Genomic DNA, 16,325 nt, shown 5'->3' with positions numbered 1-16,325 from the left:
GATTAATCCAGCCCCAGCGTTCCACGCAGCAGGGAAAGGTCTTCGGCCAGCGCCGTAATCGGGCCTTTCAGAGCGTTGCGGTCAGCATCGGTCAATTTTTCGTAAGACTCATAACCGTCTTTGGTACGGTACTTCGCCAGAATGGTGTCCACTTTTTTGAAGTTACCGTCCACTTTCGCCAGCAGGTCCGGATTGGCTTTCTGCAGCAGCGGGCGCAGCAGGTTCACAATCTTCTGCGCGCCGTCAACGTTCGCCTGGAAGTCCCACAGGTCAGTACGGCTGTAGCGATCTTCTTCACCGGAGATTTTGCTGGAAGCGACTTCCTCGATCAGGCCTGCCGCACCGCCAACCACTTTGCCCGGAGGGAAAGCCAGCTCGCTGATACGAGTTTGCAGATCCTGCACATCTTTGTACAGTTGGTCGGCAAATTTATCCATATCTTTTGTGGTGTTATCAGCAAATAAGACTTTTTCCAGACGGTGGAAGCCGGTGAAGTGCGGATCTTCCGCTTTCTTCTCGAAGTCATCTTCACGGGCATCGATGCTGCCGTCCAGATCGGAGAACAGTTCGGCAATCGGTTCAATGCGCTCGTAGTGCTGGCGGGTTGGTGCATACAGCGCTTTGGCTTTTTCCAGATCGCCCGCTTTCACCGCATCGGTAAAGGCTTTGGTACCGGCTACCAGCTGATCGACTTCTTTCATCACGTAGACTTTATAGTCGGCAATTGGCCCAACCAGCTGCAGCACGTCCGGCTTGCCGTCGTTCACTTTGCTGCCGTTGGCCTTCACAATCAGCTTACCTTTCGGGTTGCTCAGCAGGCCGCAGGTAATATCGTATTCCCCGGCTTCCAGATTGGCAGTCAGCTTCTGGGTAAAGGATGGGGCGATGTTTTCACGCTCTTCCACCACCATCACGCCTTTCAGGATCTCCCACTCCAGCGCTTTCTGGCTGTTGTTCTTAATGATGAACTGGGTTTTACCGGCATCCACCGTCAGTGTCATTGGTTCGCACTGCTTGTCGTTGACGCTAACCTTGACCTGCGGAATATCAGCAGCCAGCGCCGCCCCTGAAGAGGTCAGAACGGCCAGCAAAGCGGCATTCAGTGCGTGGCGGCGAAAGTGTGTAGTCATCGTGTAATCCCTGTCAAAAAGTTGAACCGGCAGGCGGCTGCCTGCCCGGTCAGTTTCAGCGCGTGCTGCGCGCCGCAGAGGTAGTTGCGCGTGCCGGCAGCATAAACAGCAGCAGCGCAGGAATCAGATAAATCAGCCAGACCGCCACTTCGCTCACGCTCGGGGCTTCCTGGTAGCCAAGCATGCCTTCCATCAGCGTACCGAATACGCTGTGGGTGGAGAGCACATTGCTAAAATCGAACGCGACGTCCTGGAAATGGTTCCACAGTCCCGCTTCGTGGAAAGCGCGGATCGCCCCCGCCACCAGACCGGCAGCAACAAAAATAATAAACAGGCTGGTCCACTTAAAGAAGCTCGCCAGGTTGAGCCGCACGCCCCCCCAGTAGATCAGTATTCCTAAGACCACTGCCGTGCCCAGACCGAGCATCGCGCCCAGCGGCGGCGCGTAGCCCACATCCTGTTGGAAAGCGGCCAGCAGGAAGAACACCGACTCCAGCCCTTCTCGGGCAACGGCAAGAAACACCATCAGTACCAATGCCCAACCGCTGCTGTTGCCCTTCTTCAGCGCGTTATCCACCGCATCTTCCAACTGGGCCTTGACGTTGCGCGACACTTTGCGCATCCAGAACACCATCCAGGTCAGGATCACTACGGCGATGACCGCCACCAGCCCCTCAAACAGCTCTTGCTGTTTCTGCGGGAATTCACCGGTGGTTTCATTGATGAACCAGCCAAGCGCCAGGCACAGCGCAGCGGCTACCACCACACCGACCCACATCGCGCCAAACCACTGGCTGCGCTGGGTGCGCTTCAGATAGCTGGCAATCAGGCTGACAATCAGCGCCGCTTCCAGCCCTTCGCGCAGCATAATGAGAAAAGGAACAAACATGCCAACACCCTCAAAAGTGTTAAATACGGTCAAGTGCAGTAAAGATAAGTAAAATACAAACGATATCGATTATCATTATCGGACAAGGAATTACAAGCATTTCAGGCGAAATATTGCTGTTTCCGAGCGGGAATTATTTAAGGAAATGTAACGGAGGGAAACTTCTTTCATTCAACCTGAAAAGGTGATTGCTGAGAGAGGGAATGGGGAAATCTGGCTACTGACAAGCCTTAATCACTTAACGGTCGCGCATTCAGGGTCAGGCCACTATGCGCGAACTTTTGGGCCGTATTTACCGTACAGGATTTTGTGGAAAGCAGGTTCCCCATTTTGAGGAACCCTGCCAGGAAAAGTAGAGCCATTCCGCTACGGGGCAGAACGGCTCAGGCGTTTATCAGCTGTGATATTCCGCTTCCGCTGCGTCAAAACGCTGTTGCGCGGCGGCGGAAGGAGCTTTACCGATCAGGCTAAAGACCACAATGGCAATACTGCCGAACAGGAAGCCTGGAATGATTTCGTACAGTTCCGCATAGCCGTAGCTCTTCCACAGCAGTACGGTAGCCGCACCAACGATCATCCCCGCCAGCGCACCGTTACGGGTCATACGACGCCAGATCAGTGAGAACAGCACCACCGGCCCAAACGCCGCGCCGAAGCCCGCCCAGGCGTAACTGACCAGGCCCAGCACGCGGTTATTCGGGTTAGCAGCCAGAGCAATAGCCACCACCGCCACCAGCAGCACCATCAGGCGCCCTACCCACACCAGCTCACGCTGGCTGGCGTTTTTACGCAGGAAGTTTTTGTACAGATCTTCCGTCAGCGCGCTGGAGCAGACCAGCAGCTGGCAGCTCAGCGTTGACATTACCGCCGCCAGAATCGCCGACAGCAGCACCCCGGCAATCCACGGGTTAAACAGAATACGCGTCAGCTCAATAAAGATACGTTCGCCGTTTTCATTAACCCCGGCGGCCAGCTCCGGATGGTTCTGGAAGAAGGCAATACCGAAGAAGCCTACCGCCACTGCACCGGCCAGGCACAGGATCATCCAGGTCATGCCGATACGGCGCGCCGTACGGATAGAACGGTGGGAATCCGCCGCCATAAAGCGGGCCAGGATATGCGGCTGGCCGAAGTAACCCAGACCCCAGCCCAGCAGCGAGATCACCGCCACGAAGTTCAGGTTTTTCAGCATATCGATATTTTCAATACTCTTCGCTTCAATCACCTGCAGAGAATCGCTAAGGCCACCGACGGCAACAATTACAATTACCGGCGTGAGGATCAGAGCGAAAATCATCAGGCTGGCCTGCACGGTATCGGTCCAGCTCACCGCCAGGAAACCACCGACGAAGGTATAAACAATGGTCGCACCGGCACCGGCCCACAGTGCCGTTTCGTAGCTCATGCCGAAGGTACTTTCAAACAGACGGGCACCGGCTACCACGCCGGAGGCACAGTAAACGGTGAAGAAGATCAGGATCACCAGCGCGGAGATCACTCGCAGCAGCTTGCTGCTATCCTCAAAGCGGCTGGAGAAAAAATCAGGCAGGGTCAGTGCATTGTCGTGGTGCTCGGTCTGCACGCGCAGGCGTCCGGCAACAATCTTCCAGTTCAGCCAGGCCCCCAGAGTCAGACCGATGGCGATCCAGCTCTCAGAGATACCTGAGATGAAAATCGCACCGGGCAGGCCCATCAGCAGCCAGCCGCTCATATCGGACGCACCGGCCGAGAGCGCGGTGACCAAGCTGCCGAGGCTGCGTCCGCCCAGAATATAATCGTCAAAGTTTTTTGTTGAGCGGTAGGCGATAAAGCCAATCAACACCATGCCGAGAATATAAACACAAAAGGTCACCATCATCGGTGTACTTACAGTCATTCAGGTTCTCCACTTATTATTCGTTTCCGTAGCGTTCAGGCTGCAAGGCATTTATTGCCCAAAGGCGCAATAACAGCAGCTTCGCAAGAGGGTGGCTTCCTGCCGGGGGCGGTATCCTGCCGTAAACGGCTACGGCGCACAATCGATTTAACACACTTCACACAGCCATTTCACCCGGTAGCAACCGCAAAATGTCAACAGGTTGCACTGAGTCACATTTAAGCGGGTTGCACCCGCACAACAGCCTCATAAAAACCAGGGAATATGCGGCATTCATACCTGGCTGGATTTTTGCAGCAATAACCATGCCGCTTTTTTATCGTTAACAAACGGCCGATTTTAAAGAGTGAGGAAAAGGTCACATTTAACGAGGTTGCACAAAGTTGCAACATCAGTGATATTGCTCGCTATCTATTATTCTCTCTGATTCAGGAGTTTTCAGGCATGGGCACAACCACCATGGGCGTAAAACTGGATGACGCCACGCGCGACCGCATTAAGCAGGCCGCCCAGCGGATTGACCGCACGCCGCACTGGCTGATTAAGCAGGCCATTTTTAATTATCTCGGGCAGGTTGAGCAGGGACAGTCCCTGCCCGAGCTGATCGCCGGTCAGGTAAACGGGGAAGAAGAAGAGCGTCCGCAGGAAGAGACGCACCAGCCGTTCCTCGACTTTGCCGAAAGCGTTCTGCCGCAGTCGGTTGCCCGCGCGGCTATCACCTCGTCCTGGCGCCGTCCGGAAAACGAAGCGGTGCCGATGCTGCTGGATCAGGCACGCCTTCCTGGTGTCCTGGCAAAATCGACCTATCAGCTGGCGCACCAGCTGGCGGACAAACTTCGGCACCAAAAAAGTGCAGGCGGACGCGCCGGAATGGTGCAAAACCTGCTGCAGGAATTCTCCCTCTCCTCTCAGGAAGGCGTGGCGCTGATGTGCCTGGCCGAAGCGCTGCTGCGTATTCCCGACAAGCCCACGCGCGATGCGCTGATCCGCGACAAAATCAGCAACGGCAACTGGCATTCACATCTGGGCCGCAGCCCGTCGATGTTCGTCAATGCCGCCACATGGGGCCTGCTGTTTACCGGCCGCCTGGTATCGACCCACAATGAAGCCAACCTCTCCCGCTCGCTAAACCGCATTATCGGTAAAAGCGGCGAGCCGCTGATCCGCAAAGGCGTGGATATGGCTATGCGGCTGATGGGCGAACAGTTCGTCACCGGTGAAACTATCGCCGAAGCGCTGGCCAACGCCCGCAAGCTGGAAGAGAAAGGTTTCCGCTACTCCTACGATATGCTGGGTGAAGCCGCCCTGACCGCCCGCGATGCCAAGGCCTATCTGCTCTCCTACCAGCAGGCGATCCACGCCATCGGCAAAGCCTCGAACGGACGCGGCATTTATGAAGGCCCGGGGATCTCAATTAAGCTTTCCGCCCTGCACCCCCGCTACAGCCGCGCCCAGTACGAACGGGTTATGGACGAACTGTATCCGGTATTGAAATCTCTCACCCTGCTGGCGCGTTCTTACGACATCGGCATTAATATCGACGCCGAAGAGGCCGACCGGCTGGAGCTGTCGCTCGATCTGCTGGAAAAGCTGTGCTTCGAACCGGAGCTGGAGGGCTGGAACGGTATCGGCTTCGTAATCCAGGCCTATCAGAAACGCTGCCCGATGGTGATCGATGCACTGGCCGATCTGGCGCAGCGTAGCCGCCGCCGTCTGATGATCCGCCTGGTGAAAGGCGCCTACTGGGACAGCGAAATCAAACGCGCCCAGGTTGACGGACTGGAAGGCTATCCGGTGTATACCCGCAAGGTGTACACCGACATCGCCTATATCGCCTGTGCGCGCAAGCTGCTGGCGGTCCCCAATCTGATTTACCCGCAGTTTGCCACCCATAATGCCCACACGCTGGCGGCGATCTACCAGCTGGCGGGCAACAACTACTATCCCGGCCAGTATGAGTTCCAGTGCCTGCACGGCATGGGCGAACCGCTTTACGAGCAGGTGGTCGGTAAAGTGGCGGACGGCAAGCTGAACCGCCCCTGCCGTATCTATGCCCCGGTCGGCACCCATGAAACCCTGCTGGCTTATCTGGTGCGCCGCCTGCTGGAAAACGGTGCAAACACCTCCTTTGTTAACCGTATTGCCGACACCAGCCTGCCGCTGGATGAACTGGTTGCCGATCCGGTTGAGGCGGTGGAGAAACTGGCGCAGGCCGAAGGTGCCGTTGGCCTGCCGCATCCTAAGATCCCGCTGCCGCGCGAGCTGTACGGCACACAGCGGCAGAACTCCGCCGGGCTGGATCTAGCCAACGAACATCGCCTGGCGTCGCTGTCCAGCGCCCTGCTGAACAGCGCCAGTGAGAGCTGGCAGGCCGCACCGCTGATCGACGCACCGCTGGAAACCGGCGACAGACTGCCGGTGGTTAACCCCGCCGAGCCGCTGGATATCGTCGGCTACGTGCGCCACGCTACGCCGGGGGAAGTTTCCGCCGCACTGGATGCAGCGGTCAACGTCGGTCCGATCTGGTTCGCCACTCCGCCGCAGGAACGTGCGGCGATCCTCGAACGCGCTGCCATCCTGATGGAAGGCCAGATGCAGACGCTGATCGGTATCCTGGTACGTGAAGCCGGAAAAACCTTCAGCAACGCCATCGCCGAAGTGCGAGAAGCGGTCGATTTCCTGCACTACTATGCCGGACAGGTGCGTGACGATTTCGATAATGAAACCCACCGTCCGCTTGGCCCGGTGGTCTGCATCAGCCCGTGGAACTTCCCGCTGGCGATCTTCAGCGGGCAAATTGCCGCCGCGCTGGCCGCAGGCAACAGCGTGCTGGCCAAACCGGCCGAGCAGACGCCGCTGATTGCCGCACGCGCGGTGGCGATTCTGCACGAGGCAGGCGTTCCGCAGGGTGCACTCCAGCTGCTGCCGGGCACCGGTGAAACCGTCGGCGCACAGCTGACTCAGGATGCAAGGGTGCGCGGCGTGATGTTTACCGGTTCTACGGCGGTTGCCACACTCCTGCAGCGCGGGCTGGCGGGTCGCCTCGATCCGCAGGGTCGCCCGACGCCGCTGATTGCCGAAACCGGTGGGATGAATGCGATGATCGTCGATTCCTCTGCGCTAACCGAGCAGGTGGTGACGGATATCGTTGCCTCGGCATTTGACAGCGCCGGGCAGCGCTGTTCGGCGCTGCGTCTGCTTTGCGTACAGGAGGACGTGGCCGATCACACCCTGACCATGCTGCGCGGCGCGATGGCCGAATGCCGCATGGGCAACCCGGAGCGCTTCTCTACCGATATCGGCCCGGTGATCGATGCCGAAGCGAAAGCCAATATCGACCAGCATATTCAGTCGATGCGCAGCAAAGGCTTTACCGTGTTCCAGGCCGCGCAGCAGCAGGCGCAGGACAGCCGGGAATGGCAGAGCGGCACCTTCGTCCAGCCGACGCTGATCGAACTGGATAGCGTGGCCGATCTGACGCGTGAAATCTTCGGCCCGGTGCTGCACGTGGTGCGCTTTGCCCGCAATACGCTTCCGCAGGTGATTGAGCAGATTAATGCTTCCGGCTACGGCCTGACGCTGGGCGTGCACACCCGCATCGATGAAACCATCGGTCAGGTCACGCAGAAGGCGCACGTCGGCAACCTCTACGTTAATCGGAATATGGTCGGCGCGGTGGTCGGCGTGCAGCCATTCGGCGGCGAAGGCCTGTCGGGCACCGGACCGAAAGCCGGTGGACCGCTCTATCTGTATCGCCTGCTGTCGTATCGCCCGGATAACGCGCTGCAAACCACGCTCGACCGCCAGGATCGCCTCAGCCCACCGGATGCGCAGCTGCGTCCGGTGCTGCTGACCGCGCATCAGGCGCTGAGCGAATGGGCGGCGGACCGCGAGGAGCTGGCGGCACTGTGCGCACGTTATGCCGAACTGGGCCAGGGCGGCACCGTTCGCCTGCTGCCGGGCCCCACCGGCGAGCGCAACACCTTTACCCTGCTGCCGCGCGAACGGGTGCTGTGTATTGCCGACAACGAGCAGGATACGCTGGTTCAGCTGGCGGCGGTCACCGCCGTGGGCAGCCAGGCGCTGTGGCAGGATGACGAACTGCACCGCACGCTGTGGCAGCAGCTTCCTGCGGGAGTGCAGCAGCGGATTGCGTTGGCTGACCGACCGCTGGAACAGGGGGAGTATGATGCGGCGATCTACCACGGCGATGCCGATCAGCTTCGTACGCTCTGCGAGGCCATCGCCGCGCGAGACGGTGCGATTGTGTCGGTTCAGGGCTTTGCCCGCGGAGAAACCAATCTGCTGCTGGAACGGCTGCTGCACGAGCGCTCGCTGAGTGTAAATACGGCCGCCGCCGGTGGTAACGCCAGCCTGATGACTATCGGTTAATCACTGCCGATTGATAAAAAAACCGGCACGGCCTTTACGGACCGTGCCGGTTTGCTCTCTCAGACTCCCGCAGCAGACATCACTTCCGGCTTTAGCGCTGACTTAACAGGCCTCCACTAGCTGCAAACCGCCTCACGGAACTCTGCAAGCAATCATCTCATTATGCAGCTAAGTTCCCACAGAGTGACTCAGATGCGCTCAACGTTGGTTTTACCCAATGGCACGCAGGCGATCCACTTCCGAATCCGCTACGGCTTCCCGCTGCTGATAGAGTGTGAAATCAAAATCGATCGAGGAGAAAGGTTTACTCAAATGGCGGGCCGCAATCTGCTCCGGCGCGGTAATTCGATTCACCTTCGGTACCAGCCCTTCCCGGCTGGCAAAAGCGAAATCGTCCCACAGATATTCATCGCCGGCGATATTGATCTGCGTGGTAAGTTTGCGATAGCCACTGGCGCTGATAAAGAAATGTATATGTGCTGGCCGCCGACCGTGACGACCGAGCTTATTCAACAGCTGCTGAGTGGGGCCTTCCGGCGGGCAGCCGTAACCGGCGGGCATTGTAGTACGAAAGCTGTAACACCCTTCGCAATCGGCGACGATGGTGCGGCGCAGATTAAATGCCGACTGCGTTTTGTCGAAAAACGAATAGTTACCGAGAGTATTGGCATGCCAGACTTCGACGGTGGCACCGGGGATCGGCTCTCCCTTCTCGCCACGCACGACACCCTGCATGAACAGAACGTCGGCGCGATCGTCTTCCGAACCATCATCCAGGCGAACATTGCCCGTGCAAACCGGCGCACCCGTCACGTACAGCGGGCCTTCGATAGTGCGCGGCGTACCGCCCCGCAGGCCCGCTTTAGTTTCGACTTCATCTACGCGAATATCTATAAAACGTTCCAGTCCAAGGCCTGCGGCCAGAAGGCCCACTTCATGCGATCTGCCACAGTCGGCAATATACTCCAGCCCTTTCCACACTTCGGTGGGCTGGAGATCGAGATCCTCAATCGCTTTAAACAGGTCGCGAAGCAGGCGAACAACCACCTTCTGCACTCGCGGCTCCACCTTTCCTCTGGCTTTATTGACGATAAAACTATCAACCAGTGCATCTATTTCATTGTGGTTCATTTTATTCACTCCTGTAGGGCATCGGTAATAAACAGGCGAAACGGCGACAATTTACCCGATCGTTTAATGTGTCCGATAACCGCGCCAAATCCCCTGGCAATGTGCTTAACGGCGGCATAAAGCCGCCACCTTTTCTTCATCGACGGCGATACCCAGCCCGGCACCTTGCGGTACCTGCAGCATAAAATCACGGTAGACCAGCGGTTCACGCAGAATATCTTCTGTCAGCAGCAGCGGCCCAAACAGCTCGCTGCCAAAACTCAGTTTGGGAAAGGTGGAAAACAGGTGTGCCGAGGCGGCGGTACCGACACCGCCCTCCAGCATCGTGCCGCCATACAGCGCAATACCTGAGAGAACGGCGATATCCGCCATCCTTCGCGCGGCGGTCAGCCCTCCGGGCGGGCTGATTTTGATCGAAAAGACATCGGCGGCGGCACGTCTGGCCAAATCAAGTGCGTCCAGCGGACTCTTCAGCGCTTCATCCGCCATGATGGCAATCGTAAATCGCTGCGCCAGACGCGCCAGTCCGGCACGGTTAGCGGCGTCAATCGGCTGCTCTACGGCATCAATGCCGCCCGCTTCAAGAAGCGCGATGCTGCGTTCCGCCTCGTACTCACTCCACGCCTGATTCACATCGACCCTGATACTTACGCCGTCGCCAAGTTCGCGTTGAATCGCCAGCACGTGGGCGATATCCTCCTCCGGCCTGCGGCTGCCAATTTTTAACTTGAATATCCGGTGACGGCGCAGCGCCAGCATGTTCTGCGCCTCGGCAATATCCTTCGCGGTATCACCGCTGGCCAGCGTCCAGGCGACCGACAGTTCATCGTGCAGCCTGCCGCCCAGCAGTTCGCTGAGCGGAATGCTCAGCCGTCGGGCCTGCGCATCCATCAGCGCCGTTTCCAGCGCGCATTTTGCAAAATGGTTGCCGCGCACGGCGCGATTCAGGCGGGTCATCAGACGCGCCACCTGGCTGGCATCGTGGCCGACCAGCAGCGGGGCCATCCAGCGGTCAATATTGACCTTGATACTTTCCGGGCTTTCCTCGCCGTAGCTCAACCCGCCAATGGTGGTGGCCTCCCCCCAGCCCTCAACGCCGTCGTCACATACCAAATGCACCAGAACCAGGGTTTGAACGTTGACCGTTGCCACCGACAGCCGATGTGGACGTATAGCCGGAACATCGATCAGCAGTGTTTCAACGCGGCTAATCAGCATATTTTCACCCAATCAATTTTGTGGATTTGCGATAAATAGACCATACGCGCCGTGTTATTACGGTCAAAGACCGTTGCGGCATGGGTTTCATACTCAAAAGGTATCCCGATGGAACTCCGTCACCTGCGCTATTTTGTGGCCGTCGCCGAAGAACGAAATTTCAACCGGGCGGCGGAGCGCCTGCACATCAGCCAGCCACCGCTAAGCCGTCAGATCCGTCAGCTGGAGGAGAGCCTGGGTGTAGAACTACTGGTTCGCGGTTCGCGCCCGCTGGAGCTGACGCGCGCCGGGCAGTTTTTCTATGACAGGGCCGTACAGTTTCTTGCTCACGGCATTGAACTGGAAAACATGACCCGACGCATTGCCGAGGCCCGGCGCTCGCTCACGGTGGGCTTTGTCGCTTCCACGCTGTACGGCATCCTGCCGCGCATGATCCGCCGCTTTCGCGCCAGCCATCCTGAAATCGCGCTGCAGCTATGTGAGATGACCAGCCTGGAGCAGCTACAGGCCCTGAAGGAAGGAAAAATCGATCTCGGGTTTGGCCGCATCCGCTATGAAAGCCCGGGAATTCGCCGAATAACGCTGCGCAATGAGCCGCTGATGGCGGCTCTGGTTGCCGACCATCCGCTCTCTGACCGGCCTTTCCTGACGCTAAAGGAGCTTCAGCCCGAGCCACTGCTGCTCTATCCGCAGTCGCCCCATCCAAACTTTGCCGATCAGGTGCTGGCATTGTTTCAGGAGGCGTTACTGGAGCCGTACAGCGTGATAACCGTACGCGAACTTCAGGTAGCGCTGGGGCTGGTTGCCGCCGGAGAAGGTATTGCACTGGTACCGGAATGCATGAGCAGCCTGCGCCGTAACGAGGTGGTGTTTAAAACGCTGAGTGAGCCGCAAATGGTGTCACCGATTATTATCAGCGTCCGCCAGTTTGACCGTTCGGCGGATATCCGCGCCCTGCTACACATGATTTATCAGCTATGTGAAGAAGAAGCGATCCCTTATCTGGAGCCGCTGCCGGCGCACTGGGAGGAGGAAAAATAGCCTGATATATCGATGACATTTATCATTTATAACCATTTTTCAGAGGGTTAAAAAACATAGCATTGAAACCAACATCACGCAAAAAGTGAGCGTTTAGAGTGTTTCTGTCATCAGGTAATACACCGGATGTCAGGAACGTTTCGTTCACACACTCACCGGAGGAGTAATGATCAACAAGAATCTGCATGCCACTGACGCTGCCGTCGCCGATGTGCAGGACGGTGCCACGATTATGATCGGCGGATTTGGTCCAGCCGGTCAGCCGTATGCGTTGCTGGAGGCGCTGGTACGCCATCAGCCCCGTAATCTGACGCTGATCAGTAACAATGCGGGCAACGGCGACAGTGGCCTGGCCGCGCTGCTTAAGGCCGGTTGTGTCGGTAAAATCATTTGCTCATTTCCACGGCAGACCGATTCATGGATTTTTGACGATCTTTACCGTCGCGGCAAGATTGAGCTGGAGCTGGTGCCGCAGGGAACCCTTGTGGCACGGATTCAGGCAGCCGGCTGCGGATACGGCGGTATCTATACGCCGACCGGTTTCGGAACAGAACTGGCGGCGGGTAAAGAGACGCGGGAAATTAATGGTCGCCAGTACGTGCTGGAAATGCCGCTCAGAGCGGACTTTGCGCTGATCGAAGCAGAGCGCGGAGACCGCTGGGGCAATCTGGTATACCGCAAGGCCGCACGTAACTTTGGGCCGATTATGGCGATGGCCGCCGCCTGTACCGTTGCCGAAGTCCACTTTCTGGCGTCACCAAGTGAACTTGACCCGGAAGCGGTGGTGACCCCCGGAATTTTTGTACAGCGCGTGGTTGTGACCGATCACCGCACAACCCCGCTTCTGACCTGAGGAGTACGCGAATATGGACATGGCTAAAATCAGCCACGAGGCGCTGGCGATGCGTATAGCGCAGGATATTCCCGATGGTGCCTACGTCAATCTGGGGATCGGGTTGCCCACCCTGGTCGCCAACTGCCTTCCCGCCAATAAAGATATTATCCTGCACAGCGAAAACGGCATTCTGGGGATGGGCCAGGCCCCCGCACCCGGGGACGAAGATCCCGATCTCATTAACGCCGGCAAGCAGCCGGTTACCCTCCTGCCCGGCGGCTGCTTTTTCCATCACGGCGATTCCTTCGCAATGATTCGGGGCGGGCATCTCGACCTCTGCGTGCTGGGGGCCTATCAGGTATCCCAGCGAGGCGATCTGGCTAACTGGAGTACAGGCAAATCCGATGCGATCCCCGCCGTGGGTGGCGCAATGGACCTGGCAATTGGAGCCCGACGCATTGTGGTGATGACGGAACATCTGACACGCAGCGGCGAATGCAAGATTGTTGAACAATGTAGCTATCCGCTGACCGGAATGGCCTGCGTCAACCGTATCTACAGCGATCGGGCGGTCATCGATGTCACCGAGAACGGGCTAATCGTGCGTGAAATCCTCAGTAATATCACGCCGCAACAGCTCCAGGATATTACGCCGGTTGAACTGACTTTCGCCTGCGATCGGGGAGGAAGATACCGATGAACAACGCCTGGCTTTGTGATGCCGTACGCACCCCTTTTGGTCGGCTGAACGGGGGCCTCGCCGCGATCCGTGCGGATGAACTGGCCGCACTGCCAATCAGAGCGCTGGTTGAGCGGCACAGCCAGATTGACTGGCCCGCGCTGGACGACGTGCTGTACGGCTGCGCGAATCAGGCCGGAGAGGATAATCGAAACGTTGGGCGCATGGCCCTGCTGCTTGCCGGGTTGCCCGCTTCCGTACCCGGTTGTACCGTCAACCGTCTGTGCGGTTCCAGCCTGGACGCGGTGGCCATGGCCGCCCGGAGTATCCATACCGGGGAAAACCATCTGCTGATAGCGGGTGGCGTAGAGCATATGACCCGCTCACCTTTTGTGATGAGCAAGGCCGCTAAAGCCTTCAGCCGTCAGATGCAGCTGGAAGACACCACTATGGGCTGGCGGCTGATTAATCCGCGTATGAAGGCACTGTACGGCGTAGAGTCGATGCCGCAAACCGCTGAAAATCTGGCGGCTAAATTCGATATCAGCCGGGAGGATATGGATGCGCTGGCCCTGCGCAGCCAGCAGCGCACTGCCGACGCGCAGAAAAAGGGGTTTTATCGCGATCAGCTGATGGCAGTGGAGATCGTGCATAAAAACGCCCCTTCCAGCTGGTTTTCTGAGGATGAACACCCGCGCCCCGTCACGCTTTCGATGCTGGAAAAACTGAAGCCGGTAACGTTTCCACAGGGGACGGTAACAGCGGGTAACGCATCAGTGCCTGCGCCCTGTTGCTGGCCAGCGATGCGGGCCTGCAACGACATAAGCTCACACCCCTGGCGCGCATTGTTGCCAGCGCAATTACGGGTATTGAACCCACAATTATGGGCCTGGGCCCGGTGGCAGCTATCCGCAAAGTGCTGGCGTTCACCGGCTTAACCCTTGAGCAAATGGATGTGATTGAGCTGAATGAGGCCTTCGCTGCCCAGGTACTGGCCGTCACCCGCGAACTGAGGCTGGCGGACGATGAAGCCCGAGTGAATCCGAATGGAGGTGCCATCGCCCTTGGGCATCCGCTCGGTGCTTCCGGCGGCAGACTGTTGATGAACGCCGCCTGGGCGCTACAGCAGAGCAACGGCCGTTACGGGCTGTGTGCCATGTGTATCGGCGTTGGCCAGGGAATCGCGATGATTATTGAGAGGAGTTAACATGCATATTGAGTATCGACTCGATGGTCCGGCTGGTGCCCCCGTGCTGGTGTTATCAAATTCACTGGGCACCACCTTCGCGTCGTGGCAGCCACAGATGGCCGCGCTAACCCGTCATTTCAACGTGCTGCGCTACAACACTCGCGGCCACGGCAATACGCCGTTACCTCTGTCATCGGTCACCCTCGAACTACTGGGCCGCGATGTTATCGATCTGCTGGACAGAGAAGGCATTCAGCAGGCCCACTTTTGTGGTGTTTCGCTGGGCGGACTCACCGGACTGTGGCTGAGCCGTTTTGCTGCACATCGCTGCCGGCGCGTGGTGGTCGCGAATACGGCTGCCCGCATCGGCCATTCTGCGCACTGGCTGCAGCGCGTCCGCCATATCCGTAAAAAAGGACTGTCCGCGATCGCAGCTTCAGCGCCTTCCCGCTGGTTCGGCGAAGATTTTATTCGTCATTTTCAGCCACAGGTCAGTGAAATGAGCGTGGCGCTGTCGCAGGCGAGTCCGGAGGGATATGCCGCCTGCTGCGAAGCGCTGGCCGCCGCCGATCTGCGGGAAGAGGTCAGGCGTATTATACTGCCGATGTTGATTGTGGCGGGTGAAAACGACCTGATTACGCCGGTCGCCGATTCAGAGTGGTTGCGGAGCCATATTCACGGTGCCGAGCTGACGCTGTTGCCCGCCGCGCACCTAAGTAACATTGAGTGCCCGCAGGCGTTCAGCGAACGGGTCTGTGATTTTCTGCTGGCCTGAACCAGTAGAATTGTTACCGGTACGCACGGCACCGGTAACATTGAACACGCTTAAAGTGGATGGTAGGCAAACAGCGCCGGAGCACCGCCGGTATGCACAAAAACAATCGGCCCTTCGCGACGGAAACGATTCTGAGCGATACCGTCAATCAGCCCCGCCATCGCCTTACCGGTGTAAACCGGGTCGAGGAAAATGCCCTCAAGCCGCGCCAGCAGTTTTACCGCTTCCAGGCCTTCTTCATTCGGTACGCCGTACTTAGGTGCAAAGTAGTCATCCCACAGGGTAATTTCCGCGCGACTGTTCAGCTCCAGCGACTGCGCCACCTGCTGGCGAAGTAATTCCACTTTTGGCAGCTGAGCGGCAGCTTTGCGGGAAACCGTGACGCCAACCAGTTCAGTATCCGGCAGCAGTTGCTCCAGCCCGACCGCCAGTCCGGCATGGGTCCCGGCGCTGCCGGATGCCACCACTACCGCCGCAAAATCCACTACGCCTTCGCTCTGGTGGGCAATTTCCTGCGCACATTCAACGTAGCCCAGCGCACCCAGTGCGCTCGAACCGCCTACCGGAATGCTGTACGGACGGAATCCCTGAGCCTCCAGCAGCATGGCCTGTTCTTCCAGCTGCGCGTCGGGATCGTGCAGCGCATCCACCATCACCACTTCCGCATTCATCAATTCCAGCAGCAGACGGTTACCGTTGCTGAGGTAGTTTTCTGCACGGGTATCGATGGGATTTTCCAGCAGCGCCACGCATTTCAACCCCAACTTTGCCGCCACTGCCGCCGTCTGGCGAACGTGGTTAGACTGAATAGCGCCGGCGGTAACCAGCACGTCAGCACCATTGCGCAGCGCATCGGCGGCGAGAAACTCCAGCTTTCTGAGCTTGTTACCCCCCAGCGCTACTGGCGTAACATCATCACGTTTAATGAAAATATCGCGTCCCAGATAGTCAGAAAGACGAGGCAAATGCTCGAACGGCGTTGGGGCACCCAGCAGCTCAACACGGGGAAAATTAACAAGATTATGTAAGGACAACGCGGCCTCCGCGAGATGTGCGTTCGAATTATTTCTTAGTGTTGCAGAAGATAGCGATCGGGTCATCTTTCATTTGGTGATATCTCAATGCCACGCTGAATAACGGTGAAAAATAATTACAGCTCAGATCACACTT

The 16,325-nt window shown here is 58.0% G+C and carries 11 protein-coding genes and 1 pseudogene; 6 read left to right on the top strand and 6 right to left on the bottom strand.

Annotation, left to right across the window (positions count from 1 at the left end; all coding sequences use genetic code 11):
• Window positions 1-2: 2 nt before the first annotated feature.
• The 3 genes from efeO to putP all read right to left on the bottom strand — a co-directional run bounded on the left by efeO (window position 3) and on the right by putP (window position 3,895).
• On the bottom strand, window positions 3-1,130 hold the full coding sequence (efeO, locus tag AC07U6_RS04675; protein WP_494762986.1) for an iron uptake system protein EfeO: 1,128 nt from the start codon (window positions 1,128-1,130) through the stop codon (window positions 3-5).
• 55 nt (window positions 1,131-1,185) lie between these two features.
• The gene (efeU, locus tag AC07U6_RS04670; RefSeq protein ID WP_494762987.1) at window positions 1,186-2,019 is read right to left on the bottom strand and encodes an iron uptake transporter permease EfeU; all 834 of its coding nucleotides are present in this window, start codon (window positions 2,017-2,019) and stop codon (window positions 1,186-1,188) included.
• A 394-nt stretch (window positions 2,020-2,413) separates the two neighbouring features.
• The gene (putP, locus tag AC07U6_RS04665) at window positions 2,414-3,895 is read right to left on the bottom strand and encodes a sodium/proline symporter PutP (protein ID WP_494762988.1); all 1,482 of its coding nucleotides are present in this window, start codon (window positions 3,893-3,895) and stop codon (window positions 2,414-2,416) included.
• A gap of 444 nt (window positions 3,896-4,339) precedes the next feature.
• On the opposite strand from putP, the gene putA reads away from it, so the two are divergent.
• A complete protein-coding gene (gene putA / locus AC07U6_RS04660) occupies window positions 4,340-8,287 on the top strand; it encodes a trifunctional transcriptional regulator/proline dehydrogenase/L-glutamate gamma-semialdehyde dehydrogenase (RefSeq protein WP_494762989.1) in 3,948 nt (1,315 codons plus the stop codon).
• Window positions 8,288-8,497: 210 nt separating this feature from the next.
• On the opposite strand, the gene catA is transcribed toward putA, so the two are convergent.
• Together catA and AC07U6_RS04650 are read right to left on the bottom strand one after the other, a co-directional pair.
• Window positions 8,498-9,418 carry a catechol 1,2-dioxygenase gene (gene catA / locus AC07U6_RS04655; RefSeq protein WP_494762990.1) on the bottom strand — a complete coding sequence of 307 codons (921 nt, stop codon included), beginning with the start codon at window positions 9,416-9,418 and terminating at the stop codon, window positions 8,498-8,500.
• Window positions 9,419-9,523: 105 nt separating this feature from the next.
• Window positions 9,524-10,636: a muconate/chloromuconate family cycloisomerase gene (locus AC07U6_RS04650; protein WP_494762991.1), complete on the bottom strand. Its 1,113-nt coding sequence runs from the start codon at window positions 10,634-10,636 to the stop codon at window positions 9,524-9,526.
• Between the two features lie 108 nt (window positions 10,637-10,744).
• On the opposite strand from AC07U6_RS04650, the gene AC07U6_RS04645 reads away from it, so the two are divergent.
• The 5 genes and pseudogenes from AC07U6_RS04645 to pcaD all read left to right on the top strand — a co-directional run bounded on the left by AC07U6_RS04645 (window position 10,745) and on the right by pcaD (window position 15,155).
• The gene (locus AC07U6_RS04645) at window positions 10,745-11,677 is read left to right on the top strand and encodes a LysR substrate-binding domain-containing protein (RefSeq protein WP_494762992.1); all 933 of its coding nucleotides are present in this window, start codon (window positions 10,745-10,747) and stop codon (window positions 11,675-11,677) included.
• Between the two features lie 166 nt (window positions 11,678-11,843).
• Window positions 11,844-12,530: a 3-oxoacid CoA-transferase subunit A gene (locus AC07U6_RS04640; RefSeq protein ID WP_494762993.1), complete on the top strand. Its 687-nt coding sequence runs from the start codon at window positions 11,844-11,846 to the stop codon at window positions 12,528-12,530.
• Between the two features lie 19 nt (window positions 12,531-12,549).
• On the top strand, window positions 12,550-13,212 hold the full coding sequence (locus AC07U6_RS04635; protein ID WP_494764506.1) for a 3-oxoacid CoA-transferase subunit B: 663 nt from the start codon (window positions 12,550-12,552) through the stop codon (window positions 13,210-13,212).
• A pseudogene (pcaF, locus tag AC07U6_RS04630) lies at window positions 13,209-14,398 on the top strand (3-oxoadipyl-CoA thiolase). The gene AC07U6_RS04635 and the pseudogene pcaF overlap by 4 nt, the downstream one beginning before the upstream one ends.
• Window position 14,399: 1 nt before the next feature.
• Entirely contained in the window at window positions 14,400-15,155 is a 756-nt protein-coding gene (gene pcaD, locus AC07U6_RS04625; RefSeq protein WP_494762994.1) for a 3-oxoadipate enol-lactonase, read from the top strand.
• Between the two features lie 50 nt (window positions 15,156-15,205).
• Here the strand turns inward: pcaD and AC07U6_RS04620 are convergent, their stop codons facing one another.
• Entirely contained in the window at window positions 15,206-16,189 is a 984-nt protein-coding gene (locus AC07U6_RS04620; protein WP_494762995.1) for a D-cysteine desulfhydrase, read from the bottom strand.
• Window positions 16,190-16,325 lie beyond the last annotated feature (136 nt).

It is taken from the genome of Erwinia sp. GW821-FHT03D09 (assembly GCF_059420805.1).
This window is presented reverse-complemented; position numbering and strand designations above follow the sequence as displayed.